Annotated in this window: 23 protein-coding genes; 9 read left to right on the plus strand and 14 right to left on the minus strand. The window is 37.9% G+C overall.

Annotation, left to right across the window (positions count from 1 at the left end):
- Positions 1-4: 4 nt before the first annotated feature.
- From FG27_RS07845 to FG27_RS07870, 6 genes are all read right to left on the minus strand, one after another.
- A complete protein-coding gene (locus FG27_RS07845; protein WP_037317731.1) occupies positions 5-952 on the minus strand; it encodes a flagellar motor protein MotB in 948 nt (315 codons plus the stop codon).
- A gap of 121 nt (positions 953-1,073) precedes the next feature.
- Complete coding sequence (locus FG27_RS07850) at positions 1,074-1,844, minus strand: exodeoxyribonuclease III (RefSeq protein ID WP_037317734.1); 771 nt, start codon at positions 1,842-1,844, stop codon at positions 1,074-1,076.
- A 52-nt stretch (positions 1,845-1,896) separates the two neighbouring features.
- The gene (locus tag FG27_RS07855; protein ID WP_037317737.1) at positions 1,897-2,436 is read right to left on the minus strand and encodes a DinB family protein; all 540 of its coding nucleotides are present in this window, start codon (positions 2,434-2,436) and stop codon (positions 1,897-1,899) included.
- A 26-nt stretch (positions 2,437-2,462) separates the two neighbouring features.
- The gene (locus tag FG27_RS07860) at positions 2,463-5,441 is read right to left on the minus strand and encodes a GEVED domain-containing protein (protein WP_037317740.1); all 2,979 of its coding nucleotides are present in this window, start codon (positions 5,439-5,441) and stop codon (positions 2,463-2,465) included.
- 117 nt (positions 5,442-5,558) lie between these two features.
- Positions 5,559-7,097 (minus strand): glycine--tRNA ligase, encoded by a 1,539-nt coding sequence (locus tag FG27_RS07865; protein ID WP_037317743.1) that lies wholly within the window; start codon positions 7,095-7,097, stop codon positions 5,559-5,561.
- 63 nt (positions 7,098-7,160) lie between these two features.
- The gene (locus FG27_RS07870) at positions 7,161-8,045 is read right to left on the minus strand and encodes a hypothetical protein (RefSeq protein ID WP_051935787.1); all 885 of its coding nucleotides are present in this window, start codon (positions 8,043-8,045) and stop codon (positions 7,161-7,163) included.
- Positions 8,046-8,106: 61 nt separating this feature from the next.
- On the opposite strand from FG27_RS07870, the gene FG27_RS07875 reads away from it, so the two are divergent.
- Together FG27_RS07875 and FG27_RS07880 are read left to right on the plus strand one after the other, a co-directional pair.
- The gene (locus tag FG27_RS07875) at positions 8,107-8,787 is read left to right on the plus strand and encodes a ComF family protein (RefSeq protein ID WP_037317749.1); all 681 of its coding nucleotides are present in this window, start codon (positions 8,107-8,109) and stop codon (positions 8,785-8,787) included.
- 58 nt (positions 8,788-8,845) lie between these two features.
- On the plus strand, positions 8,846-10,459 hold the full coding sequence (locus FG27_RS07880; RefSeq protein ID WP_037317752.1) for an Ig-like domain-containing protein: 1,614 nt from the start codon (positions 8,846-8,848) through the stop codon (positions 10,457-10,459).
- Here the strand turns inward: FG27_RS07880 and FG27_RS07885 are convergent.
- A complete protein-coding gene (locus FG27_RS07885; RefSeq protein WP_037317754.1) occupies positions 10,446-11,225 on the minus strand; it encodes an amidohydrolase in 780 nt (259 codons plus the stop codon). The two genes, FG27_RS07880 and FG27_RS07885, sit on opposite strands and share 14 nt — an antisense overlap.
- A gap of 101 nt (positions 11,226-11,326) precedes the next feature.
- Here FG27_RS07885 and FG27_RS07890 point away from each other — a divergent pair, with 101 nt between their 5' ends.
- Positions 11,327-11,836, plus strand: coding sequence for a DUF1440 domain-containing protein (locus FG27_RS07890; RefSeq protein ID WP_037317757.1), 510 nt, complete (start codon positions 11,327-11,329; stop codon positions 11,834-11,836).
- Here the strand turns inward: FG27_RS07890 and FG27_RS07895 are convergent.
- From FG27_RS07895 to FG27_RS07910, 4 genes are all read right to left on the minus strand, one after another.
- A complete protein-coding gene (locus tag FG27_RS07895) occupies positions 11,833-14,307 on the minus strand; it encodes a ligase-associated DNA damage response DEXH box helicase (protein ID WP_037317758.1) in 2,475 nt (824 codons plus the stop codon). The genes FG27_RS07890 and FG27_RS07895 overlap by 4 nt on opposite strands.
- 143 nt (positions 14,308-14,450) lie before the next feature.
- The gene (locus FG27_RS07900) at positions 14,451-14,813 is read right to left on the minus strand and encodes an endonuclease domain-containing protein (protein WP_037317760.1); all 363 of its coding nucleotides are present in this window, start codon (positions 14,811-14,813) and stop codon (positions 14,451-14,453) included.
- A 140-nt stretch (positions 14,814-14,953) separates the two neighbouring features.
- Complete coding sequence (locus FG27_RS07905) at positions 14,954-16,549, minus strand: ATP-dependent DNA ligase (protein ID WP_037317763.1); 1,596 nt, start codon at positions 16,547-16,549, stop codon at positions 14,954-14,956.
- A gap of 49 nt (positions 16,550-16,598) precedes the next feature.
- Entirely contained in the window at positions 16,599-17,618 is a 1,020-nt protein-coding gene (locus FG27_RS07910) for a ligase-associated DNA damage response exonuclease (protein ID WP_037317766.1), read from the minus strand.
- A gap of 154 nt (positions 17,619-17,772) precedes the next feature.
- On the opposite strand from FG27_RS07910, the gene FG27_RS07915 reads away from it, so the two are divergent.
- A complete protein-coding gene (locus FG27_RS07915) occupies positions 17,773-18,195 on the plus strand; it encodes a TerB family tellurite resistance protein (protein WP_037322041.1) in 423 nt (140 codons plus the stop codon).
- Between the two features lie 98 nt (positions 18,196-18,293).
- On the opposite strand, the gene fbp is transcribed toward FG27_RS07915, so the two are convergent.
- Positions 18,294-19,301 carry a class 1 fructose-bisphosphatase gene (gene fbp / locus FG27_RS07920; RefSeq protein WP_037317769.1) on the minus strand — a complete coding sequence of 336 codons (1,008 nt, stop codon included), beginning with the start codon at positions 19,299-19,301 and terminating at the stop codon, positions 18,294-18,296.
- Positions 19,302-19,501: 200 nt separating this feature from the next.
- Between fbp and FG27_RS07925 the strand changes: the two genes are divergently transcribed.
- From FG27_RS07925 to FG27_RS07945, 5 genes are all read left to right on the plus strand, one after another.
- On the plus strand, positions 19,502-19,984 hold the full coding sequence (locus tag FG27_RS07925; RefSeq protein ID WP_037317772.1) for a GNAT family N-acetyltransferase: 483 nt from the start codon (positions 19,502-19,504) through the stop codon (positions 19,982-19,984).
- 72 nt (positions 19,985-20,056) lie between these two features.
- Entirely contained in the window at positions 20,057-20,527 is a 471-nt protein-coding gene (locus tag FG27_RS07930) for a GNAT family N-acetyltransferase (RefSeq protein ID WP_037317775.1), read from the plus strand.
- A gap of 6 nt (positions 20,528-20,533) precedes the next feature.
- Entirely contained in the window at positions 20,534-21,784 is a 1,251-nt protein-coding gene (locus FG27_RS07935) for an aspartate kinase (protein WP_037317777.1), read from the plus strand.
- 33 nt (positions 21,785-21,817) lie between these two features.
- Positions 21,818-23,620: a lysophospholipid acyltransferase family protein gene (locus FG27_RS07940; RefSeq protein ID WP_037317780.1), complete on the plus strand. Its 1,803-nt coding sequence runs from the start codon at positions 21,818-21,820 to the stop codon at positions 23,618-23,620.
- A gap of 88 nt (positions 23,621-23,708) precedes the next feature.
- Positions 23,709-24,359, plus strand: coding sequence for an SDR family oxidoreductase (locus FG27_RS07945; protein WP_037317783.1), 651 nt, complete (start codon positions 23,709-23,711; stop codon positions 24,357-24,359).
- A gap of 125 nt (positions 24,360-24,484) precedes the next feature.
- Here FG27_RS07945 and FG27_RS07950 read toward each other — a convergent pair whose 3' ends face one another.
- Complete coding sequence (locus FG27_RS07950; protein WP_037322042.1) at positions 24,485-24,901, minus strand: arsenate reductase ArsC; 417 nt, start codon at positions 24,899-24,901, stop codon at positions 24,485-24,487.
- A gap of 10 nt (positions 24,902-24,911) precedes the next feature.
- A complete protein-coding gene (locus tag FG27_RS07955) occupies positions 24,912-25,397 on the minus strand; it encodes a DUF6428 family protein (RefSeq protein WP_037317784.1) in 486 nt (161 codons plus the stop codon).
- Positions 25,398-25,428 lie beyond the last annotated feature (31 nt).

The raw sequence follows: 25,428 nt of genomic DNA on the forward strand, positions 1-25,428 counted from the left end.
TATATTACTCTTCGTTCAGCAATTTAGTAACCTCATCTAACTTTGGTGTTAAAATCACCTCAATTCTTCGGTTTTTTGCTTTTCCTTCAGCTGTTTCATTAGTTGCAATTGGAGCATATTCCCCACGTCCAGCAGCGGTTAAATTCTGCGGATCTATATTATTATTCTCTTTCAAAATTTGAACAATAGAGGTCGCTCTTTTTGTTGAAAGATCCCAGTTATCGTTTAAAGGTCCGCTTCCTCCATAAGGTACATTATCGGTATGCCCTTCAATCAACACTGCGATATCGGGATTTTCAGCCAAAACCTGACCTAATTGTTGTACAGCCTGTCTTCCTTCAGTATTTACCGCCCAACTTCCCGAACTGAACAATAATTTACTTTCCATGGAAACATATACTTTTCCATCGCGCTGTTCCACGGTTAATCCTTTACCTTCAAAATTGGTAAGCGCCTTAGAGATCGCATCTTTTAGGCTATTCATTTTAGCATCTTTCGCAGCGATTAATTCTTCAAGTTCATTTACCCTTCTGGAGCGGGCATCAAGATCTCTTTGCAATTTGTCTAAACGAGACTTTTCTGCCACCAAAGCTTGTTCCTTTTCCTCCAACTCAGCTAAAAGTTGACGGTTTTGCCTAGAGTTTTCTGAAATTGCCGCTGAGCTATTCTCTTCTAAGGCATCATAAGAATTTTTAAGCGTAGTGTAGTTTTTTCGGGAACTTTCCAACTCATCTCTTAAACGATCTCTCTCAGCCGTAGCTTTAGCATAATCTTCTTTTACTGCGGAAAACTCTTCATCTAAATTCCGGTATTTATCCAGTTCAGCCTTCGTGTTTCGATTTTCGCGTTTTAAATCGGCGTGTCTACTTTCCAGTTCTTTGTAATTTTTCGAAGAAACACAGGATGTCAGCATAAAAACAGCTGAAATTGTAAGAATAAGTATTTTTTTCATTTTTATAATTTTAAATTCAAATATCTTCTAATTTACCGTCATTGCGAGCCCAATAATTATCGTGAGAAGCAATCTGCCAATTGGTAGAGATTACTTCACTCCGTTCGTAATAACGTTCTTTCTAAAAGTCTGATTCTAATTCTACCAAAATAGGACAATGATCGCTGTGTTTGGCTTCAGGTAATATAACGGCCCGTTTTAGCTTTTCTTGCAAGGGCTCTGCAACTAAATTATAATCTATACGCCAGCCTTTATTATTGGCGCGTGCATTTGCGCGATAACTCCACCATGAATATTGATCGCCTTCTTCATTAAAATGCCTGAATGAATCTATAAAACCACTTTTCATAAAATTATCGATCCACTTACGCTCTACCGGTAAAAAACCTGAAACATTTTTGAGCCTCACAGGATCGTGAATATCTATAGCTTCGTGGCAAATATTATAATCACCACAAATCACCAAATTGGGAAAATCCTGTTTTAAATTATCTACATATTTATGAAAATCGTCCATAAACTGGAGTTTATGTTCCAAACGGGCAATATTGGTTCCAGATGGTAAATACAAACTTATTATCGAGAAATCTTCAAAATCGGCACGAATAGTTCTTCCTTCGAAATCCATATAATCTATCCCCGTGCCGTACTCTATATGTATGGGTTTATGCTTACTTAAAATCGCTACGCCACTGTAACCTTTCTTTTGTGCAGGATACCAGTAATGATAAGGATAGCCGGCTTCTTCAAAATCTTCTAAATTCAACTGCTCTGGCTGGGCCTTTATTTCCTGTAAACAAACCACATCTGGATTTGCCTGTTGTACCCAATCTAAAAAGCCTTTTCTTACGGCAGCTCTAATTCCGTTTACGTTATAGGAAATAATTTTCATTTAAGTGAATTTTCCTCAAAAATAAGGCTAAAACTAAGATTTACAAGTTGGATTATTGATTTTCCAATAGCTTTTTAGCTTGCCGAAAATGCCGTTCTTCATGAGCAAGAATAATTTTAAAAGCTGCATCAATTTTATACACGATTTTAGGATTAGCAGGTGAAGAAATTACTGCATTTTGTTCCAGCAGGTCTTCAGAATCAATAATTTTCTTTTTTAATTCCTCCTGATGTTCAAAAAACCTGGATAAGATATCTTCAGAATTATTGCTTTCTGAAGGTTTCCAAATAGAAAATGTTTTGGTTCTTTTAATGTTTTCAGGCTGTACCGATTTTAAGATCACTCTTCCAAAGAAATTAACCAAAAACCCAAATTTTGCGGTAAAAGGTTTTTTATGATCTTTATTACGAAGCCGGTCTATCATTGGAAAATAAGACTGGTTAATCAAAATAAGATGATCTAAATTTTGAGCGATACTCCAGGTATCGGCATTTGGTTTCCAATGAAGTTGAGATTCGCTCAAGCTTCCAAATGTTTTTTCAAACTTTATGGTAATTTCCTCAAGCCTGGATATAAAATCTTTTGTGTACATTTCATAAAAGCTATAAGTTCAGAAAATTATTTTACGATAAAACGTTGCACTTTTCCAACTTTTCGGGTTCCCACCCGCACCAGGTAAACACCACGAGCAGCAAAGCTCATATCCAAATTGTCAACATATCCGGTACCTGTCTCATTACGCAGTTCATTTTCTATCATTTTCTGCCCTAAAATATTATGTACGGTAATGCGCAACGGCTCATCATAATTGGTTTCCAAACCAACCCTGAACTGATTGTTTTCTTCGGAAACCACTACAAGTTCAGCTTCGTTTAAAATAAAATCTTCAATATCTAAAGTAGAATCTATAATATTTACCGAATAATCGTGAGTAGTACCATACTTCATTACCTGGCAGGGATTATTTAAGTCGCCATCAAAATCCACATCGCCGGCCCTAATCCTTAATAAATGCTGGCCCAGGGACGCATCTCTCGGAATACTAAAATTATACGAATGCCATTCTCTAGCCGTAGGAATTATTTCTGAAGTTAATAAGCGCTCTTCATCATCAAATACGGCATCATCATTTAGATCTATCCATAAAGAAAAGCGTTCTGAATTCTCATCTGTTAAATCTCCAAAAAGAGACTGCACCGATAATGTAAATTCACTTTTCGAACGATCTAAAGTAGCGGTAGAGCCAATAAAATCAGCATAACCATTGCCACAGGGAATACGTTCATTTAAGACATCCTCCAATTCGAAAAAGGAAATTCCATCTCCAAAACTACAATCTGAACCTTCAGGAATACAGTCTAAGTTCGCCACCGTTCTTACGGTGGTGTCGTTGCCGGGTTCAAAATCGTTTTCAAGCCTCGTACCCGCGGTAATTCTATAGCTACCGGAAGGTGAAATATCTGCCGTTTGATTAAAGGAATAAACCTCAAGACCGCCTACTTCTAACCTGCCATTAAAAACTTCTCTAACGGGAGTATTATTCCCTATTTGATAAAAAACCGGAATATCCTGCTGGGGCTCTCCACCGAAGTTTTCAATACTCACCGTAATTTCTTCTGAAGTTCCTAAGTTTTCCCCTGTACCTGGCGCATCAATTGAAGTTACTCCCACATCATCTGGAGGCAAATTCCTAACCGATTCTACCAAAGTATCATTTTCAATATCTTCATCATTTTCCAAATTAGTACTGAAAATAAATTCATAGGTTTCCCCTACCTCAGAAAGATCGGCAGTTTGTGAAAATGTAAATTCAGCAATACCGGTTGCCGGAATACTTTCAGTAAAAGTTTCGGTTACTTCCGGTCCACCATTTATGCTGTAACTCACTTCAAAATCAGATTGCGCATTACGCCCAAAATTTCTAATTCTTATGGTAATTTCTTCGTTTTCATTCAAACTGGCGTCTTGAGGGGTAATTAAGGAAACTACTCCAAGATCGTTATCAAAATCTGGAGCGATTTTAAATACGCCCACGTGGTTTTTTCTTTCCTGGCCTACAAAATATTCGCCATTATGCCAAAAGGTAAGCCCATCGGCAGCATCAACACTTAAGTGTGCATAGTCTCCATATCTCGAGTTAGGATTTGGACTCGCACCCTCAATAATGCTTTGCTCTTCTACCGTCATTATTCCAGGAGCATCGTTTTGATACCTCCCGGTATAACGGATAGATGGAAAAATGGGACTCTGTGGATTATCATTTAAAACTGTATAACCAAGAGCAATATTTCCCTCGGCATCTATACCAATACTTCCGCTAAAACGATCACTATTATCTGGCGCATAAGTTCCTTCCTGATAAACACTCCAGGGGCCGCCATCATTTTGTTGGCGCAATTCATACCATCTTATCCCGGCGTGCTCTGCAGCAGTAGGATCTACATCTACTACAAAGTTCATTACCACCGCATTATAATTTGGAAATCGTCTATAGGTGGTCATATACATCATTGTGGCTTGTAGCGCATCAATTTCTGCGGTGTCATTACCCGGTTGAGATAGATTTGAAAAAGAGCCGCCATCAAAAGTGGCAATAAAAGGCGAAACACCCTCACCTGCGCCCAGCTCCTGTGATTCTGAAATTGTTGATTGAGAGGGATTATTCCAATTCACATTAATTAGCCAGAGCTTTAAATGATCTTCATTCACCCCTGCCCAGGCATCGTCCTGGAGATAAATTATAGGTGAATTTCCCCGTGGAGGTAATTCCTCACCAATTCCTGAAAAACCCGCCGGACTGTAAAATCCGTTTGTTCTTATTCCCGGTAATGGAAAAGACATAATTTGAGCTGTTTCACCATTAAGCATCTGGTCTCTTTCCAAAGCATACACCACCTGACTCGTAGCAGCAGATCTCGAATTCTTATTGGTAGTAATATAATACCCATCACCCCATACCGAAATCTTAGGATAATCTGGCAAAACGCCGTTTGTAGTGAAACGGTAAGTGTACCAACCATCATTTATGGGATCAGGACCTTGAGATACGGCAATCAAAAAACTTTCTGGCGTATCGCTGAATTGAGAAATTATAAATCGGTCTGCAAATTCATCATATAAAATAATAGGATCTCCCAGGGTCTCATTGGTAAACTCCCCTCCAATGCTTGCCAGCGAGGCGGGTTCCATAATTTGATTTCCAGATTTATCGAAAATTGAAAAAGCCGAATTCCATCCATTTAAATAATGATTTGGACCAGCAGCTCCCGTAGGATCTGTAGGTGTCGCCTGTGTGGAGGCTCCTTCAAAAGTAAATCTTGGCGCCTTTACAGGGATTTCACCCATTTTTTGTTGAAGAGCTTTATCCTTTGTATTTGGAAGTCCTTTTCCAGGTACAATTTTATTTATTCCTCTATTTCGCGGATTATATATTTTAAAATCTGTAGTTGGGGGAATTAGTTTCCTTTTAGACATTGCTGAAGAAGGTACTGCCTGAGCTGAATCTATATACACAGGGCCTGAGGTTTCCCTATCCTGCCCCAAAAGCATTGTTTGAAAACTAAAAATTAAAACTAAAACTAATATTATTTTTTTCATTTTTAACCAACTTCTTCTTTTACTTTCTAAAAATAATCAAACTATGCTTATCTAAAACAAAAGGAGCGATTAAGTTCCTTAACCGCTCCTTTTTATAATTTAAAAAATACTTCAAAATTATTTTTTCATCCAGGTCTTAAAGTCAACTTCTTGCTGAATGATCTCTTTTAAATCTGTAATGGCAACACGTTTTTGTTCCATAGAATCTCTAAAACGTACGGTCACTTTTTTATCCTCCAAAGAATCGTGATCTACCGTGATACAAAGGGGAGTTCCTGCAGCATCCTGTCTTCTGTATCTTCGCCCAATCGCATCTTTTTCATCATATTGAACTCTAAAATCCCATTTTAATTCTTCGATAATTTCGTGGGCAAGCTCTGGCAAACCATCTTTTTTAACCAACGGAAGGACAGCAGCTTTAGTTGGTGCAAGAACAGCCGGTAATTTTAAAACCGTTCTGGTTGTTCCACCTTCCAGTTCTTCTTCTTTTAATGAAGCTGAAAAAACTGCTAAAAACATTCTGTCTAAACCAATAGAAGTTTCAATTACATAAGGCACATAATTTTCTTTCATTTCGGGATCGTAGAAACGCAATTTCTTTCCTGAATGTTCTTCGTGTGCTTTAAGGTCAAAATCTGTTCTGGAGTGAATTCCTTCCAATTCTTTAAAGCCGAAAGGAAAATTAAATTCTATATCGGTAGCCGCATTAGCATAATGCGCCATTTTTTCGTGATCGTGGAAACGGTAATTTTCTTCACCTAAACCAAGGGAAGCATGCCATTTTTGGCGGGTTTCTTTCCAGTGCTCAAACCATTTTAGTTCTTCGCCGGGACGCACAAAAAACTGCATTTCCATTTGTTCAAATTCCCGTTGACGAAATATAAACTGTCTGGCAACAATTTCATTCCTGAAAGCTTTTCCTATTTGCGCAATTCCGAATGGAATTTTCATTCTTCCAGTTTTTTGTACGTTGGAAAAATTTACAAAAATACCCTGAGCAGTTTCAGGGCGCAAATATAGATCTGTAGCAGAATCGGCTGATGCTCCTAATTTAGTACCAAACATCAGGTTAAACTGTTTTACATCAGTCCAGTTTTTAGAACCGGTTTCAGGGCAGGCAATTTCCAACTCTTCAATTAGCGCTTTTACATCGGCTAAATTTTCTTCGGTAAGTGATTTCGCAAGGCGTTCAAGAATTGCTTTTTCTTCCTCTTTATAACGAATCACCCGGGGATTAGTTGTTACAAATTCTTCCTCATTAAACTTATCTCCAAAACGTTTCTTAGCTTTTACTATTTCCTTCTGCGCTTTTTGATTGATCTTTTCAGCATAGTCTTCAACCAAAACATCGGCGCGATAACGCTTTTTAGAATCTTTATTATCAATTAAAGGATCGTTAAACGCATCTACGTGGCCGGAAGCTTTCCAGGTGGTTGGGTGCATTAAAATAGCCGCATCCAAACCAACGATGTTCTGGTGTAACTGCACCATACTTTTCCACCAGTACTCTTTGATGTTTTTCTTTAATTCGGCTCCATTTTGCCCGTAATCGTAAACAGCGCTAAGTCCGTCGTATATTTCACTCGATGCAAAAATATACCCATACTCCTTAGCATGGGATATTACATTTTTAAAAAAGTCTTCTTGTTTTGCCATGGCACAAAAATAAAAAAACCGCCCTGATAAACAGCAGGGCGGCCTTTGAATTTTAGGTTTTAATTATCTTAGACTAAAAGAGGCCGTTCCCAGCAGAGTGGCATCAGCATAAACATATACTTTATAAGTACCTTCCAGTAATTTATCTTCATTGGTATTAGCCAGCAAGCAAACATCAAGTTCATTATTTTCGTAATAAACCTTTGAAGCTGCACTATAAACCATAGCGCCACCATCGTGCTCTACCACAATTTCATCGCCTACCAGTTCATTTTCAGGATTGTAAACCTGCACATACATATTACGCTCTCCCGGCCCGGCAAGGTCGTTGGCAGTTATCGTAAAGCAAGTTCTAACCTGGTCTATCCTCCTGGTTCGCTCATTTTCTACCAATTTTCCGCTATTTCTAACAATAACACCTTCCCCACGTAAACTGGTGATTTTAAGTTGCGATGCACGATCTACTTTGTTAGAAAGATCCTGGTTAGTTGTTTGAAGGGAATCAGAAACACGGGTTCTTTGTTCAAGAATAACATTGGTACTATCCAAAGTTTGTGTCATCATTTGGTTTTGACGATTTAAACTGTCAACCACTCTAAACAAACGATCCTTTTCTGATTTTAGATTACTAATCTCCCTACGGTAGCGGGAAATTAAAACCAGGTTCGCTTCATTATCCTCTACAGAATCAAGCAAACGCTCAATTCTATTTCGGGCATCTACCAGGTTTTGATCCATAATTTCATTCTCATCTATGGCTTCATCATACTTAATGATCAAATCATTAAGCTCGTCTTCAATTACCTCTTTTTCTTTGGTAAGAATGGCCTTATTTTCTTTCTCCTCGTTATAGAATTTAATTGTATAGATACCTAAGGCCAATAAGGCCACAGCTAAAACTCCGGTTAAAATTTTAAGCGCGGTGTTGTTTTTCTTTTCGGTCATCATATTAATAAATTTTGTTTGTAAATTTAGGAGTTTATTAAGGTAACCCGCAAGGTCTTAACAAATGTTTCACGATTTAGCAAATTTGTTCTATCCTAAAATATGCAATTGCTGCGACAGCTTATTGTTAAAGGCTGAAAAAGTGATTTGTACCACCTGTTTACATCAATTACCCACAACAGGCTACCATTTTGATAACGAGAATGCCACTAAAAAAGTATTTGACGCTCGCTTAAGGATTGAAAATGCAACTTCTTTACTTTATTTTAAAAAGAAGGGAATAGTTCAAAATCTAATTCATAACCTTAAATATCGAAAACAGGAGGAAGTTGGAAGTTTCCTTGGAAAATGGCTTGGTGAAGAAATTTCTTCCCACCCAGGTTTCAAAGACATTGATTGTGTAATCCCTGTTCCACTTCACCGCAAAAAGTTAAAAAAAAGAGGTTTTAATCAGGTAACAGAATTTGGGCAGGAACTCGCAAAAATCCTAGACGCTGACTTTGTAGAAGATGTTTTAGTAAAGAAATCAGGTTCAAGAACACAAACCTTGAAAAAGAGACTTGGTAGATGGGGCCATATTGACGCTACTTTCATGCTAGAAAATGCTGAAAAAATTCAAAATAAACATATTTTACTGGTAGACGATCTGGTCACCACGGGTGCAACCCTTGAAGCCTGCGGAAATAAACTTCTTAAAATTAAAAACACCAAATTAAGTATTGCCACGATGGCAATTACAGATTGATACCCGCGTTAAAACCTAAAATAATTGTTTCTTTGTCTTAAGATTTCATTTTTTAATTATGTTGAAACGAATTCCAGGAATTTTACTTGTTGCTGCCTTACTTTTGCTTTGTGTGCAATGCGCAAAAAAAGGAATGCCTCAAGGCGGCCCCGAAGACGAAGAGCCACCAAAATTTATTAGGGCAAATCCTGAAAATTATAATACTAATTTTAAAGCAGAGGAAATTAGAATATTCTTTAATGAATATGTAAAATTAGAAAATGCCCGACAACAAATAGTAATTTCACCACCAATAAATCCTCGCCCAAACATTATTCCTATGGGGAATGCGCGCAAAGATGTGCGTATTCAAAACCTGGATTCTCTTCAGGAAAACACTACCTACACCGTTAATTTTGGAAAAAGTATTGTAGATAATAATGAGGGCAATCCACTACCCTATTTTAAATATGTTTTTTCAACCGGGGATTATCTTGATTCATTGAAGATTTCAGGAACAATCAAAGATGCTAATTTGAAAGCACCGGCAGAATTCATTTCGATATTCTTATACGCTGTAGATTCTACTTTTTCAGATTCCCTGGTTTATAAAGAGATTCCAAGATATATCACTTATACCTTAGATAGTAGTGTGAATTTTGAATTAGAAAATCTTAAGGAAGGTACTTACCAAATCCTTGCTGTAGAAGATAAAAATGATAATTATAACTTTAATCCTAAAAATGAAAAAATAGGCTTTATTGAAAATTATATTACACTACCTACTGATTCTACTTACAATATTACGATTTTCAAAGAAGAATTGGAATTTCAAGCCCAGCGACCAAAATTTCTAAAAGGCAATCAAATTTTATTTGGTTACCAGGGAAAAAAAGGACTTGATAGCCTTAAAATAAATTTATTGACTCCCTCACCAGCTGGTTACGAATCTCGAATTGTTAAAGATAGGCAAACCGATACTCTATATTACTGGTATAACATAAGGCCGGAAAATGATAGCCTTTCTTTTGAAGTAGTTACCCCAAAAAAGCGAGACACTCTATTTACAAAAATTTCTGAAGCCCCACGAGACTCTCTCACTATTTCTTCGGAGCCTGCAGGTGGAATAGAATTCGCCCAGAACTTTAAGCTTCGTGCCAATACCCCAATTACAGATTTCAATCAGGATTTAATAAGCATTAGAGACGGGGACTCTGCATTGGTTCCTTTTAATACCGAAATGAGACGCCTTGAAAACGAAATCGTAATCTCGTTTGAAAAAGAAGAAAGCTCAAAATATCAAATCTTGACCTTACCCGGCGCGGTAACTGATATTTTTGGAGATACCAACGATACTATTCGCAATACCCTAAGCACCAAATCTTATGCAGATTATGGCAGCATTATTTTAACCCTGCAAAATGTAAAACGTTATCCGGTGCTGGTTCAGCTTACTAACGTGAAAGGTGAAGTTCAACACGAAAAATATTCTAATGGCGATAACAGTTTTCATTTTCGATTCTTAAAACCGGAAAAATACCTCATCAGGGTAATTTTTGATGATAATGAAAATGGAAAATGGGATACCGGAAATTATCTAAATAGAATCCAACCTGAAGAAATTCAATATTATAGAGATACTATCCCCGTAAGGGCTAATTGGGATATGCCCGAGACTTTTACTTTAGAGTAAATTCATCTCTATCCTGTAAGAACTTTAAATGGCTTCGAGTTTCTTCTAAATGCTTCTTATCAAGTGTAATTTCTTTTACAAAGACTTCTTCACGATCCAATTCGGTTAAATTTGCACCTAAACAATCGTACGCCGCGGTGTGCCCATTATAGACATATCCATCGCCATCTTTTCCGGTTCGGTTTAAGCCAATGCAGTAACTCATATTTTCTATTGCTCGTGCTTTTAAAAGCGTATCCCACGCAAAAACGCGCTTACTGGGCCAATTTGCAACGTAAATCAAAAGATCATAATCTTCAGTATTTCTTGCAAAAACGGGAAAACGAAGATCATAACAAACCAACGGGCAAATCTTCCATCCTTTATATTCAACTATTAATCTATCTTTTCCCGCGGTATAGGTTTGATCTTCTTTAGCCAGTGTAAACGTATGTCGCTTGTCGTAGATTTTATAATTTCCGTCAGGAAAAACGAAGAAAAGCCGGTTATAATAGTCCTCGTTTTCAGTAATAATTACACTTCCGGTTACCGCTGCGTCTTTTAATTTTGCCATTTCTCGCATCCATTGCAGCGTTAAACCATCGGTTTTTTCAGCTAATTGCTCAGCGTTCATACTAAATCCCGTAGTAAACATTTCAGGAAGTACAATTAAATCAACGCCTTCTGAAAGTGCTTTAATCTCTTTTGAGAAGAAACTGCGGTTAGCCTGTGGGTCTTCCCATTTTAAATTTGCCTGAATTAAGGCGGTGTTTAGTTTTTGTGCCATATTCAAAATTACCAAATTTTAAATTTCTGCTGCTAAATCCTTGTTAAACAATTGTAGAAAACTCGCATAATGGATAGTTTTAATCTATAAATAACTTTGATATGAAAGTAGATACATTGCTTAAAAAAGATTCTTTTTCTTCAGCTGCCGGTCGCGGGCTCATGGCCGGAATTATTGGAGGACTCGCCGGAACAGCCGTAAAAAGTCTTGTGGAACATTTTCTGCCAGTTAGAAAAATAGAGCAACGATCTGCACAAATCAAAATCGTAGATGACCTCTCTACTAAAATTACCGGTTCTCCTATAAGTGTCCAAAATGAAGAATTAGCTGAACAATTAGTTAATTTCCCAATTGGCGCCAGTGTGGGTGCCGCTTATGGATACGGAAAAAGAGATAATGATGAATTGAATTTGAAAGATGGAATTATCCTTGGAAGTTCTACCTGGATCACTACCCACGAAACTTCCCTGCCAATGATGGGGCTTGAACCCAAACCCACAGATGTCCCTATTAGAATGCAAATGAACGAGCTTTTCGCGCATGTACTTTTTGGGATTACTACTGAAGTTGTTCGAAGCACGATGCTCAAAAAATTAAACGAAAGAAATTAATTTTCCAGGCTTTTTAGCATTTTTCTAATCCTGTCTTCCAATTTTTCTGAAGATAATTTTTCGCGTAACCTATCAGTAATGATCGGGAATGAAAACGGCGTGGGTTTTTCACAATTCTTCCAAACGATTTTTTGATGATGAATTCGTTCTAAAGCCTGTCGTAAACGGCCTTCCTCCAACTGATGCTCAAAAGTTTCTCTAAAGGATTGTAAATACAATAAGTTATCATCTTCATAATCTTTAAAAACGCTAAAAAGCAATTGTGAGCTACTTTGCAGATGTTTGCTTTTAATCAGTTTATTTGGATAACCGGTAAAAACCATTCCTGCAATTACTGCAATATCTCTAAATTTTCGCCGGGCCATTTCAGTAGCGTTTAAACTCTTATAAAGATCATCCATTAAGTATGCTGCGGAAAATAAGTCGTTATCCAAAACTTGTTGCATATCAATTTCCTGGTCTGAAAGTAATTCAAACCCATAATCGTTAAAAGCAATACTGAAAGAAATTGGTGAGAGTAAACTGATGCGATAGGCCAATAAACTTCCCAAAGCCTCGTGTACAAATCTTCCTTCAAAAGGATAAAAGATTGCGTGATAACCTTCCCGGGTTTTAAAAGTTTCGATTAAAAACTCATCCTGCTTCGGAATAATCGATTCTTTTTGCTGCCTTTCCAGAATTGGCTGTAAAGCTTTTAATTCCAATGACTTTTCCGCTGCACCGGAAGAAACAGATGCAGAAGCCGCGTACATTTCTTCCCGAAGCAATTCACTCATTTGTGCAGAAAATGCCATTCTCCCGCCCATCCAACTGGGCACTTTCGAAGTTTTTTTCTTAGATTTTCTCACCAGAACCTGCATACTTTTTATGCGCACTAATTCCAGGTTTCTGCCGGCAAAAGTGAATACATCTCCCGGTGTAAGTTTGGAAATAAACCATTCTTCGATAGTGCCAATATAGCCTCCTTTTAAATATTTTACGCTTAGCACCGCATCGCTAACAATCGTTCCGATTTGCAAACGGTGACGCATCGCTATCCCGCGGTTATTTACTTTAAAACGACCGTCTTCTTCAATCTCAATTTTCTTGTATTCATCATAAGCCTGCAAACTCTGGCTTCCTTTAGTTACAAAATTCAATAGCCAAAGCCATTCATCCTCAGTAATGCCCTGGAAACAAAACGTAGATTTAATTTCGGGCCAGATTTCCTTCGGAAAAAACCCATTGGAAACCGCCAAAGTTGTGAGGTATTGCACCAGGACATCAAAACTTAGCAAATATGGAATTCTATCCTCTACCGCAGTCTTCTGTACCGCTTTTTGCAATGCAGAAGCTTCAATAAGTTCTATGGCGTGCGTAGGTAAAAAATGGATCACACTTTCTTTACCCGGTTGGTGGCCACTTCTTCCCGCGCGTTGTAAAAACCTGGCCACACCCTTTGGCCCACCAATTTGAATAATAGTTTCTACAGGCGCGAAATCTACTCCTAAATCAAGGCTGGAAGTGCAAACCACGGCTTTTAAAGTTTCATTTCTAATGGCCTGTTCTACCCAAAGCCTAGTTTCCTTGTTAATACTGCCGTGGTGCATTGCTACTTCTCCGGCAAACTCTGGATATTTATGCATTAATTTCTGAAACCAAAGTTCGCATTGCGAACGGGTATTGGTAAAGAGTAATGTAGTTCTGGAATTTTTTATAATCGGAACTACCTCATCAATCAAGTGTAAACCCAAATGACCTCTCCAGGGAAACTTTTCCATTTTCTCTGGAATAATAGATTTCACGCTGATCTTCTTCTTCAAATTCGCTCTTATCAATACTGAATTCTGAAAAGCTTCGGAATTTGGGCCGAGCAAAACTTCCCGTGCCTGTTCTAAATTCCCAATCGTGGCCGAGATTCCCCAAATTCGCAAATTTTCTGAAACCGTTTTTAAGCGAGATAACGCCAGTTCCATTTGCACGCCGCGTTTGGTGCCAAGCAATTCGTGCCATTCATCCACAACTACAGCACTTAGATTTTTAAAAGTTTTATCGTAGTTTTTTGAAGAAAGCAACAATTGCAAACTTTCGGGTGTGGTAATCAACAAATCGGGCATTGATTTTTTTTGTGCAGCACGAACTTTTTGTGGGGTATCTCCCGTGCGAATTCCTACCGTTAATCCGCTTTCTATTTCATCGGCAAAACGTTGCGCTGCCTGTTCAATTTCTACCGAAAGAGCACGAAGTGGCGTGATCCAAATAGCCTTCAAACCTTTTTTATGAGAGCTATTATAATTAGGGTTTTTCTTTAAATAATCTAATACAATCGGCACCCATAGCGCGTAAGTTTTTCCGCTTCCCGTAGGTGCGTTTAGAAGTCCGTTTTTTCCTTGTAAAAAAGCAGTCCAGGTTTGCTTTTGAAAAGCAAAAGGCTTCCAGTCCTGGTTAGAAAACCAGATTTCGGCAATTTTTGTGAGTTGATCTCTATTCATGTCTTAACCCTTCTGTCTTATTAAGCTAACGCTGAAAAATCCACCTTCCCTTTTAAGGGAAGGTGCTATTTTTATTTCTTTTAATTAACCCCCACAAAGTTCCCCTCCTTCTCAAGGAGGGATGCCCGACAGGGCGGGGTATTTCACTTCTTAAAATTATCCTCAATCCCTTTCAAAACCGAAGGTAAAAAGTCAAACACCATTTTATTTTCGAAACGTATCACCTTAAACCCAAAAGATTCCAACTTTTTCGTTCGTTTTTCATCTTTTTCGTCAGCCAGAGGATTTTTGTGTACTTCCCCATCTAATTCAATTATTAGTTGCTCTTTCGCGCAATAAAAATCGACTATAAAATTTTCTATACTATGTTGTCTCCTAAACTTCCTGCCCTTAAATTTTCTTCGTTGTAACTGTTTCCATAAAAATGCTTCAGCTGGAGTTAGATTATTCCTCAACGTTTTCCTGTAGGATTCCAGATTTTTTCTGTTGTGGTTTGGTTTTTCCATTGTTTTTCAGTTTTGTCCTGGAACCCTTCCGTCATTCCTTCGGAATGCCACCTTCCCTTAAAAAGGGAAGGAGCTCTTAAAATATTCCCGTCAAAGTTCCCCTCCTTTTCAAGGAGGGGTGCCCGATAGGGCGGGGTGGTTCAGTCCGGGATTAAATCCCGCAACTCACCCAAGGTATTTGCTTCGTGTATATTTTTATCGGTTCGCCAGCGTACCATTCTTGGAAAACGGGTTGCTACTCCGCTTTTATGGCGTTTGGATTCTGCTATACCCTCAAAAGCGATTTCAAAAACATGGTGTGGAGTTACGCTTCTAACAGGGCCAAACCTCTCTAAAGTGTTTTTCTTGATCCAATTATCCAGTTTTCTAAATTCGGCATCGGTTAAACCGGAATAGGCTTTGGCAAAAGTCACCAGTTCTTTTTTATCATCATCCCATAATCCGAAAGTATAATCGGTAAATAAATTGCTTCGCCTACCGTGACCACGCATGGCATAAGTGAGGACTGCATCTACCGTAAGCGGATCTACTTTCCACTTCCACCAATCGCCTTTTTTTCTTCCTACTAAATATGGCGAATCCAGTCTTTTCAACATCAATCCTTCCGATTTTTCTTCCCGGGCACGCTCGCGTTCTTCAGCAACTTCAGACCAGTTTTTAAAAGAAATTCGCTCTGATAAATGCAAGGGAATTTCTTCCGCAGCAACTTCAGCATAAAGTTTTTCCAGGAGCTTTCTTCGTTTAGCAAAAGCCTCAGTACGAATATCTTTTCCTTTCCATTCCAAAACGTCGTAAGCTTTTAGAATTACCGGGGTTTTCTCCAGTAATTTTTTACTGATATTTTTTCTTCCTATTCGGGTTTGCAGATCTTTAAAAGTTCCGATTTTTCCTTTTGGAAATGGCAGAATTTCTCCGTCTATTACCGTTCCATTGGGTACTTTACCTATAAATGCTTCAAATTCGGGATATTTATCGGTTACCAGTTCTTCCCCGCGGCTCCAAACAAAAAGTTCATCATTTCGCACAATCACCTGGGATCGGATGCCATCCCATTTATGCTCTGCACTCCAATTGGCTACATCTCCCAAGTCTTCAACTTCTCCATCTATTGCGTAGGCCAGGTAAAACGGATAAGGTTTTGATAAATAATCTTCTTCGTTTTCTTCTAAGATCAGTTTTTTGAACGTAGTTTTTTCAGGTTTCCAATTGCCCATCATTTTATAAGCAAGAATATCCTCGTCTATATCAGTTGCTTTTGAAAGTGCACGGGTCATTAATTTTTGACTCACCCCAATTCTAAAACTACCGGTGATGAGTTTGGTAAATACAAACCGTTCGTAATAATTAAGCTCCAGCCAGTTTTTATGTAAGTAATCCTTCTTTTCTGTTTCTGTTTTGGGTTTTAATTCCAGTATTTCCTGAAGAAATTGATTCAGACTTTTTTCTGAAGACTCTTCTGCCGGTGGAATAACTAGCGCGATTGTTTCGGCCAGATCGCCTACAATATGATAAGATTCTTCAAATAGCCACAAAGGAATATTAGCCAGTTCTGAAGCCCACTGGCGCATTAAAGTAGTGTTCACAGGTCTTGGCGGGCGGCGATGTGACAAAATAGCGATGGTCCAAACCTTGTCCTTATCCTGAGCATTTTTAAAATAATGTGTTAAGGCCGCAACTTTTAAGGTAGTTTTATTGGTGCTGTCCAGGGTTTTTATAAGCTCTGCAAAGTCCTTCATTTTAGTTTAGTTTATTTACTTATCGACTGCGTTTGAAGTGACAAAGCATTTAGTTTTCGATTTCTTTTTTCGATTCTTCCTCTCCCATTTCTCCTTCATATTGTGTTTCTTCAGTTCGGGCATCATAGCCTAATTCTCTTAGATAGCGTGAGAAAATATCGGTATAACCGTGGGTGCAGATCACTTTTTCGGCCCCGGTAGCTTTTATAGATTTCAAAAGTCCCTGCCAGTCGCAATGATCAGATAAAACAAAACCACGGTCTATGGCACGTCTTCTTCGGGCTCCGCGAAATGTCATCCAGCCACTTGCAGAAGCTGTAACATAAGGCACCATTTTTTTAATCCAGGGGCTGCCGTGGGCACTTGGAGGAGCCACCACGATATTTCCTTTAAATTCATTCTTTTTGGTATCACGGGTAACCAGAGTGGTTTCGGGCATTTCAGATAAAGGACGAATCACCTCTGTCATATTTTCTATTGCTCCGTGTGTATAAATTTTACCGATAGAAGTGTCGAGATGTTTCAGCAAACGCTGTGCTTTTCCGAGGGAGTATCCAAAGATCACAGAGGTTCTCCCATCTTCTTTATTTTGCTGCCACCAGTTATTAATATCGGTAAAAACTTCCGCTTGCGGCTGCCACTTAAAAGCGGGTAATCCAAAAGTACATTCGGTGATAAATGTGTGACATTTTACCGGTTCATAGGGTACGGCCACACCATCTTCTTCATCTTTATAATCGCCGGTAAAAACCCAAACCTCACCTTTGTGCTCTACCCTAATCTGCGAAGAACCAATAATATGCCCGGCGGGATGCAAAGAAAATTTCACCCCGTTAATTGTAAATGTTTCATTCCATTCTTTCCCGGAAACTTCAATTTCTCCCAGGCGATACTTTATAATTGGTACATTGCTGTGATGCGTAATATATTTTTTGTGCCCCCAGCGGGAATGATCGGCATGGCCGTGGGAAATAATGGCTTTATCTACCGGTTTCCATGGATCCAGGTAAACATCTGCCGCTTCGCAGTAAATTCCTTTTTTATTAAAGACAAGTAATGGTGCTTTCATTTTATTGATACTTAAATTGAAATTACCTAAAATGAAAGGCTTAGAAAAAGGATTAAGAAAAGATTAGCGATTGATTAAAACCTGAATTTTTAGAGGATTTTTGATGAAAAATACTTTAAGCTTTAAGTATCTTTGCGGTATAAATATTTTAAAAATGTCATTTTCAGATTTATTTGATTCGGGAGAACATCTTCGCAATATAAACCACTTCGCTTCAATAGTAAATCTTGCCAGTGTGGACGGTGAGATTAATGAAAGAGAGCGTGTACTTTTAGAGCGATTTGCACGTAAGCTCGATATTAGCAAACAGGAATATAAAATGGTTATCAAAAACCCTAAGGAATTTCCTATTAGTGCTTATAACAGTAGTGAAAAGCGTCTTGAACGACTGCATGATCTTTTTAAGATAATTTTTGCCGATAATGAAATAGATAAGGAAGAGGAAGCACTTATTAAGCGTTATGCTATTGGTCTTGGTTTTTCTACTGCAACCGCTGAAAAAATTATAAAAAGATCTATTCAAATATTTAGCGGGCAATTAAATTTTGAGGATTACCAATACCTTTTGGATAAATAGCCTGAAAAAATAGGCCCCAACTTAAATTTATTTCAGCTTCTAAAGAAGGTAGCCCCTCAATTTAGAAGCCGAAATAATTTTAGCCCTCTTTTATTTCTCTAGCTATACTTCTGCATAAATTCTTCAGCTTTTGCTACCATATTTTTACTTCCGCAGAAAAAAGGCGCTCGCTGGTGCAATTCTGTGGGCTCAATATCCATGATTCGGGTAAATCCGTCGCTGGCTTTACCGCCAGCCTGTTCAACGATAAAAGCCATAGGGTTACACTCGTAAAGCAACCTTAGTTTTCCATTATTTGCTTTAGAACTTTTAGGATAAATAAAAATCCCACCTTTAATCATATTCCTGTGAATATCTGAAACCATAGAACCAATATACCTGGAAGTGTAAGGCCTGTCACCTTCTTCTTCCTGGCAATACTTAATGTACTTCTTTACACCTTCAGGAAAATGCACGTAATTACCTTCATTCATAGAATAAATATTTCCATTCTCAGGAAATTTCATATCTGGATGTGATAAATACCAGGATCCAAGGGCTGGATTCAAGGTAAACCCGTTCACCCCACAACCCGTTGTATAAACAAGCATCGTTGAAGTCCCGTAAATAATATAACCGGCAGCCACTTGTTTATTACCGGGCTGTAAAAAATCTTCGTTGGTGACCGGCGTTCCAATTGGTGTTACCCTACGATATATAGAAAAAATAGTCCCAACAGATACGTTTACATCAATATTGGAGCTTCCGTCAAGCGGATCCATAAGCACCACGTACTTGTTTTGGTTATCATTATTTTTTCCTGAAATAGTTATAAAATCGTCGTTTTCTTCTGAAGCGATACCACACACGATTTCCCTATTAATCAATGTTTGAATAAAAGTTTCGTTAGCGTAAACATCCAGTTTTTGTTGATCTTCCCCCTGGATATTAGTTTCACCGTGTAACCCCAGAATATCAACCAGTCCGGCTTTATTAACCTCGTGATTTACCACTTTAGCTGCCAGGCGTAAAGACCTTATTAAGCGGGAAAGCTCTCCCGAAGAATAAGGAAACGCCTCCTGATTTTCTATAATAAATTCGCCTAAAGTTTGATTTTTCTTAACCATTTTGAACCAATATCGTTATTTGCTTCAAAATTATTCATTTTTTTCAGTTACTAAAACGTTTTCGCTATAATATATCGAAATTTCACAAAAATATAGTTCGTCAAAATTTAAGTCTCTTATTTCTAATTTTGTATGTAAATATTTTAGAATTATCTGCTTTGGAATTTCATTCTTTACCTTTGTAGATAAAGCAATTTGAAATGGAATTTAAAATTAGAAAAGCAAGACCGGAAGATATGACGGCAGTTTTAGAACTTATAAAAGAATTGGCTGAATTTGAAAAAGAACCTGACGCGGTAATAATTTCAGCAGAAGATCTTAAAAGAGATGGTTTTGGAGAAAGCCCTTCATTTACCTGTTTTGTTGCTGAAATGGCAGGGAAAATTGAAGGAATGGCTCTATGCTATTTTAGATATTCTACCTGGAAAGGAAAAACCATTCACCTTGAAGATCTGGTAGTAAGAGAAAATATGCGCGGTAAAGGTTTGGGAAATGCACTTTACAAGCGTGTAATTGAATTTGCTAAAGAGCAGGGCGTAAAACGTACCGAATGGGTAGTTTTAGACTGGAACACTCACGCACGTGATTTCTACAGTCGTAGTGGTGCTACCGTATTTACCGACTGGTGTACCGTGCAAATGGAAGAGCAAGCAATGGATAAATTTCTTGATAAATCACGTTAATAATACGCTAAGCCGTTTCAATTAGCCCATTTTATTAAAATCTATTCCTACTTTTGTAGAAACACCAAACTTATGGAATACGTTATACGCGAAGCTAAGCGGGAAGATATGCCCGCAGTTTTGGAACTTATAAAAGAGCTTGCCAGTTACGAAGGCGCAGCAAATCAGGTTGAAATTCACGTTAGTGATCTTGAGCACGAAGGCTTTGATGAAGGCAATTTTAAATGTTTTGTTGCCGAAGTAGAAGGTAAAATTGAAGGAATGGCCCTGGTTTACTTTAGGTTTTCTACCTGGAAAGGTCGCACTGTGCATCTTGAAGATCTAATTGTTAGAGAGAGTATGCGAGGTACGGGACTTGGTGGCGCCCTCTACAAAAGAGTGGTGAAATATGGTCACGAAAATAGCGTTAGAAGAGTAGAGTGGGTAGTTTCTGAAGGGAACAAGAATGCCCAAGAATTCTATGAAAATACCGGGGCAGATATCAAGAAAAACTGGTACACTGTACATATGGATGAAACCGGAATTCAGAAAAATATCGATTAAAATTTTATGAAGGTTTTTAAGTTTGGAGGCGCATCGGTAAAAGATGCAGCCGGGGTAAAAAATGTTCAAAATGTTTTAGAAAAAACCGGGAATGGCCCAAAAGTGATTGTGATTTCGGCAATGGGTAAAACCACCAATGCCCTGGAAATTGTTATTAAAGATTATCTTTTTGAAAAAAAAGTTCCAAAAAGTCTTAAAACCGTTGAAGATGATCATTTTCAAATAATCAACGAACTTTTCTTAGATACCAATGCCCCAATCTTTAATAAAATAAAGAACTTATTTACTGAACTTAGAAATTTTCTTCAGCATAATAAATCTGAGCAATACGACTTTGTTTACGATCAGGTAATTTGCTACGGTGAGTTGGTTTCTACAACCATTGTGAGTGATTATTTGAATTCTCAAAACATACATAATAATTGGTTAGATGCCCGGGATTTTATAAAAACCGATAGTGTTTACCGGGATGCCGGTGTAAACTGGGAAGAAACTCAAGAAATTATTCAGGAAAAATTAGATATAAAACGTGTAAATATCACCCAGGGTTTTATAGGGTCAGACTCTAACAATTTTACCACCACCTTGGGCCGCGAAGGAAGTGATTATTCCGCCGCCATTTTTGCTTATTGTTTAAATGCTGAAAATGTAACTATCTGGAAAGATGTACCGGGAGTTTTAAATGCCGATCCTCGAGAATTTAAAAATCCTGAACTTTTACAACATATTTCTTATGAAGAAGCTATTGAACTCGCATTCTACGGCGCTTCGGTAATTCATCCCAAAACTTTACAACCGCTGCAACAGAAGGAAATTCCGCTCTATGTGAAACCTTTTCTAAAACCGGAAAGTGAGGGAACCAAAGTAGGAAAAGGCCAGCTTATTTTTCCTGAAATCCCATGTTTTATCGTTAAAAAAGACCTGGTTCTAATTTCATTATCTACACTGGATTTTTCATTTATGGTAGAGGAAAATATCAGCGAGGTGTTTAGGCTTTTTCATCAATATCAGATGAAAGTCGATTTAATTCAGAATTCAGCCATTAGTTTTTCGGTTTGTGTAGATAATAAATTCAACCAATTAGAAAAATTACTTCAGCATTTAAAAGCCAGGTTTAAAGTAAGTTTTGTGCCGGGAGTTTCTTTATATACCATAAGACACTTTAACGAGGAAGCGAAAAAAAGCCTTGAAAAAGATAAAGAAATACTGCTAAAACAGTTAACTCATAACACGCTTCAAATTGTAACCCGTAATTAAAATTCTATCTTTAATCTTATTAATTAAATTTAAATGGGAATTGTAAGCGCCAGGGAAGTAGCCAAAGTAATGAACCTCCAAAAACTGGGTCCTGTGGGAACCTCAATTGGGTGGTTAATTCTTAGAACTACCAAACTTTCCAGGCTGAACAAAGAGTATCAAAAACGAAAAAGCTTAAACGGAATAGATTTTATAGATTCAATTTTAGAAGGTTTTGAGATTGATTTTGATATTCCGGAAAAAGATCTGAAACGAATTCCAAAATCGGGTCCATTTATCACCATTTCAAATCATCCGCTAGGCGGGATTGATGGAATGATTTTGATGAAATTAATGCTGCAGCAGCGTTCAGATTATAAGGTTATCGCAAATTTCCTACTTCATCGTTTAGACCCCTTGAAGCCTTACATAATGCCGGTAAATCCTTTTGAAGATCATAAAGATGCTAAATCGAGTTTAGGCGGAATTAAAGAAGCTATTTCCCATTTAAAGGAAGGACATGCACTGGGAATGTTCCCGGCGGGAGAGGTTTCCACGCATAAAGATGAAAGATTAATTGTAGACAAGCCCTGGGAACCGGCAGCAATGAAGCTTATTCAAAAAGCCAAAGTACCGGTAGTGCCAATTTATTTTCACGCCAAGAATTCCACTTTTTTCTACCGCCTGGCATCGATGAACGATATTTTTCGCACCGCCAAACTTCCGAGCGAAATGCTTACCCAAAAGAAGCGAAAAATAAAAGTACGCATTGGAAATCCAATATCGGTAGAAGATCAATTGGAGCATACTAATTTGGAAGCGTTCACGGCTTTTTTACGCCGAAAAACTTATATGCTCGCTAACGTTTTTGAAAAGAAAAAGCTTTTTGAAAAAATCCCAAGAAATCTAAAATTACCAAAAAGCCCGAAAAAGATTGGCAAGGAGACGGAAGAAATTTTGATGGAGACCGAAGTCGAGAACTGCCGAAGAATGGATAAACGGTTGCTATCCAGCAAGAATTATGAAGTTTTTTTGGCAAAAAAAGAGGTTATTCCGCATATTGTAGCCGAACTTGGAAGACTTCGAGAAATCACCTTTAGAGCAATAGGTGAAGGCACCAACAATGCTACCGATCTTGATAAATTTGACGAATATTATTACCATTTATTTTTATGGGATAATGAAGCTAAAAAAGTAGCCGGCGCTTACCGTATGGGAATGGGAAATGAAATTTATGCAAGGCATGGGATTGACGGGTTTTACCTTCAGGAATTATTTAGATTTGAGCCCGAATTGCATAAAATGATGAGCCAGTCTATAGAAATGGGCCGCGCTTTCATCATTAAAGAATATCAACAAAAACCTATGCCGTTATTTTTACTCTGGAAAGGTATTGTACATTGTACCCTACGTTTTCCCGAGCATAAGTACTTGATTGGCGGAGTAAGCATCAGCAATAAATTCTCAAATTTTTCAAAATCGCTGATGATCGAGTTTATGAAATCTCATTATTACGATCCTTATGTAGCGCAATATATTAAGCCGAAAAAAGAGTTTAAAGTAAAACTAAAAGACGCCGATAAAGATTTCGTTTTTGACGCCAGTGAAGCCGATCTTAATAAATTCGATAAAATTATTGATGAAATTGAACCCGAAAATATGCGCCTTCCGGTATTAATCAAGAAGTATATCAAGCAAAATGCGAAGGTGGTGGCTTTTAATGTAGATCCGCTATTCAATAATGCAGTAGACGGTTTAATGTATATTAGAATTGCAGATTTACCTGAAAGTACGGTAAAACCGGTGATGGAAGAATTTCAGAAAGAACTGGAAGCAAAGTTCAATTTAGAGCATTAAGCTGTTAATTTCATGTTATTCTGAAGTAATCATTATGAAGGTTTTTAATTCATCCTTATCTTCAATTTGATTAAAATTATAAGAAAGAATGGAAAAAATATTAATAGCCGGTTCTACCGGACAGACAGGAAAAAGGGTTATTGAGATTTTAAATAACACCGAAAATTTTAAACCCGTGGCAATGATTCGTAAAGAAGAGCAAAAGCAAATCTTTGACGATATGGAAGTAGAAAGTGTAATGGCCGATCTTGAAGGTGATATAGAACACGCTTTTAAAGGAATTGACCGGGTAATTTTTGCTGCTGGTTCTGGCGGAAGCACCGGCCCCGAAAAGACCACCTCTGTGGACCAGGAAGGTGCTAAAAAAATGGTTGACGCTGCTAAGAAATTCAACGTAAAGAAATTTATTATGCTTAGCGCTATGGGAACCGATAAACCGGAAGAAGGCGGAGACCTGGAGCATTACCTAAAAGCAAAAAAAGAAGCCGATGATTATTTAGTAGATAGCGGCATTGTCTACACAATAGTACAACCAGGCCGACTTACAGATGATATGGGACTTGCCAAGGTAAAATTAGCGCTTAAACTGGAAGAACAAGGCGAAATTTCAAGAGACGATGTAGCTTTTCTTCTTGTAATGTGCCTTGCAGACCCATTAGGAAAAAATATGGCATTCCAGGCACTTGAAGGTCAGGAGTCAATTAAATCTGCGTTAGTAGAATTGAGCCAGAATAATTAAGACAGAGATCAAACTATAAAATGCTGTTTGGTAGTTCCCAAATGATAGATCCCCGATCCAAAATCGGGGCAGGCTCTGAAACAAGTTCAGGATGACGTTGGAATGATCAAACAGCATTTTTTGTTTTATAGATAGTCATTCACAAATTTCTCACACCAGTCTTTTATTTGGTTCCTGGTGGTTTTAAAAGCTTCCTGAATTTCTTCTTCTGAACCTTCTACTTTCGAGGGATCTTTAAAATTCTGATGCAACCTTAGCGCATTTTTCGAAGGAATAAACGGGCAGTTTTCATTGGCGTGATCGCAGACGGTAATAATAAAATCAAAGTCCACTTCTTTATATTCGTCTACATTATTGCTAGTGTGATGAGAAATATTTATCGCATCTTCTTTCATAATCGCCACCGCTTTTTTATTTAAACCGTGAGCTTCAATTCCGGCGCTATAAATTTTAGCTCTTTCTTTGGCAAAATGTTCTAAATATCCCTGTGCCATCTGGCTTCTACAGGAATTTCCGGTACAAAGTACGAGTACGTTTTTCATATAAGGTTTTTTAGCAGCAACCGCCACCGGGTGCACATTCGTTAGCACTTTCCATCGCAGGTTCTGCGACTCCGCAAGTTTCCTTCGCTTTACAGTCGGTTGGGTTTACGTCTAGTTTCATTAGTAAATTTCCGTTTTTAATAGTAAAACCGGTCACAAATAATTGTGCGGTATGAAAATTAGCATTGCTATACTCAAATTTTACCTCAGCATCCATATCGTAAGCTTTCATTTGCCCTACTCTCTCCAGGATCGCCAGGGCTTTAAAAACTTGCATATATTCCGTTTTTCCAATTTCCTCCGGACTTTCCCAAAGCTGAATAATGGTTTCGTTCCAGGTATCGGTACCCGCACCGCAGTCTACCGAGTCTATTTTTAGGTGTTTTACTTCGGTTATATGATAATTTGCACCAACCAATAAATTAGGTGCATATTCAAACAACAGGGGCTTTTGCTCGTGTTGTTTTAGCAAATGGAATAATTCTGATGTTTTCATAATTTTAATATTTGTATATCGCAATATTACG

Source organism: Salegentibacter sp. Hel_I_6, assembly GCF_000745315.1.
Lineage (GTDB): Bacteria > Bacteroidota > Bacteroidia > Flavobacteriales > Flavobacteriaceae > Salegentibacter.

Excerpts from the sequence above, each read along its gene's own strand:
- FG27_RS07885 (WP_037317754.1), bottom strand. The coding sequence starts at position 11,225 with ATGGCACAAAAACTAAACACCGCCTTAATTCAGGCAAATTTAAAATGG.
- FG27_RS07890 (WP_037317757.1), top strand. The coding sequence starts at position 11,327 with ATGAAAGTAGATACATTGCTTAAAAAAGATTCTTTTTCTTCAGCTGCC.
- FG27_RS07930 (WP_037317775.1), top strand. The coding sequence starts at position 20,057 with ATGGAATACGTTATACGCGAAGCTAAGCGGGAAGATATGCCCGCAGTT.
- FG27_RS07875 (WP_037317749.1), top strand. The coding sequence starts at position 8,107 with ATGTTTCACGATTTAGCAAATTTGTTCTATCCTAAAATATGCAATTGC.
- FG27_RS07915 (WP_037322041.1), top strand. The coding sequence starts at position 17,773 with ATGTCATTTTCAGATTTATTTGATTCGGGAGAACATCTTCGCAATATA.
- FG27_RS07895 (WP_037317758.1), bottom strand. The coding sequence starts at position 14,307 with ATGAATAGAGATCAACTCACAAAAATTGCCGAAATCTGGTTTTCTAAC.
- FG27_RS07910 (WP_037317766.1), bottom strand. The coding sequence starts at position 17,618 with ATGAAAGCACCATTACTTGTCTTTAATAAAAAAGGAATTTACTGCGAA.
- FG27_RS07955 (WP_037317784.1), bottom strand. The coding sequence starts at position 25,397 with ATGAAAACATCAGAATTATTCCATTTGCTAAAACAACACGAGCAAAAG.
- FG27_RS07870 (WP_051935787.1), bottom strand. The coding sequence starts at position 8,045 with ATGATGACCGAAAAGAAAAACAACACCGCGCTTAAAATTTTAACCGGA.
- FG27_RS07950 (WP_037322042.1), bottom strand. The coding sequence starts at position 24,901 with ATGAAAAACGTACTCGTACTTTGTACCGGAAATTCCTGTAGAAGCCAG.
- FG27_RS07940 (WP_037317780.1), top strand. The coding sequence starts at position 21,818 with ATGGGAATTGTAAGCGCCAGGGAAGTAGCCAAAGTAATGAACCTCCAA.
- FG27_RS07860 (WP_037317740.1), bottom strand. The coding sequence starts at position 5,441 with ATGAAAAAAATAATATTAGTTTTAGTTTTAATTTTTAGTTTTCAAACA.
- FG27_RS07865 (WP_037317743.1), bottom strand. The coding sequence starts at position 7,097 with ATGGCAAAACAAGAAGACTTTTTTAAAAATGTAATATCCCATGCTAAG.
- FG27_RS07880 (WP_037317752.1), top strand. The coding sequence starts at position 8,846 with ATGTTGAAACGAATTCCAGGAATTTTACTTGTTGCTGCCTTACTTTTG.
- FG27_RS07900 (WP_037317760.1), bottom strand. The coding sequence starts at position 14,813 with ATGGAAAAACCAAACCACAACAGAAAAAATCTGGAATCCTACAGGAAA.
- FG27_RS07845 (WP_037317731.1), bottom strand. The coding sequence starts at position 952 with ATGAAAAAAATACTTATTCTTACAATTTCAGCTGTTTTTATGCTGACA.
- FG27_RS07905 (WP_037317763.1), bottom strand. The coding sequence starts at position 16,549 with ATGAAGGACTTTGCAGAGCTTATAAAAACCCTGGACAGCACCAATAAA.
- FG27_RS07945 (WP_037317783.1), top strand. The coding sequence starts at position 23,709 with ATGGAAAAAATATTAATAGCCGGTTCTACCGGACAGACAGGAAAAAGG.
- FG27_RS07935 (WP_037317777.1), top strand. The coding sequence starts at position 20,534 with ATGAAGGTTTTTAAGTTTGGAGGCGCATCGGTAAAAGATGCAGCCGGG.
- FG27_RS07925 (WP_037317772.1), top strand. The coding sequence starts at position 19,502 with ATGGAATTTAAAATTAGAAAAGCAAGACCGGAAGATATGACGGCAGTT.
- fbp (WP_037317769.1), bottom strand. The coding sequence starts at position 19,301 with ATGGTTAAGAAAAATCAAACTTTAGGCGAATTTATTATAGAAAATCAG.
- FG27_RS07850 (WP_037317734.1), bottom strand. The coding sequence starts at position 1,844 with ATGAAAATTATTTCCTATAACGTAAACGGAATTAGAGCTGCCGTAAGA.
- FG27_RS07855 (WP_037317737.1), bottom strand. The coding sequence starts at position 2,436 with ATGTACACAAAAGATTTTATATCCAGGCTTGAGGAAATTACCATAAAG.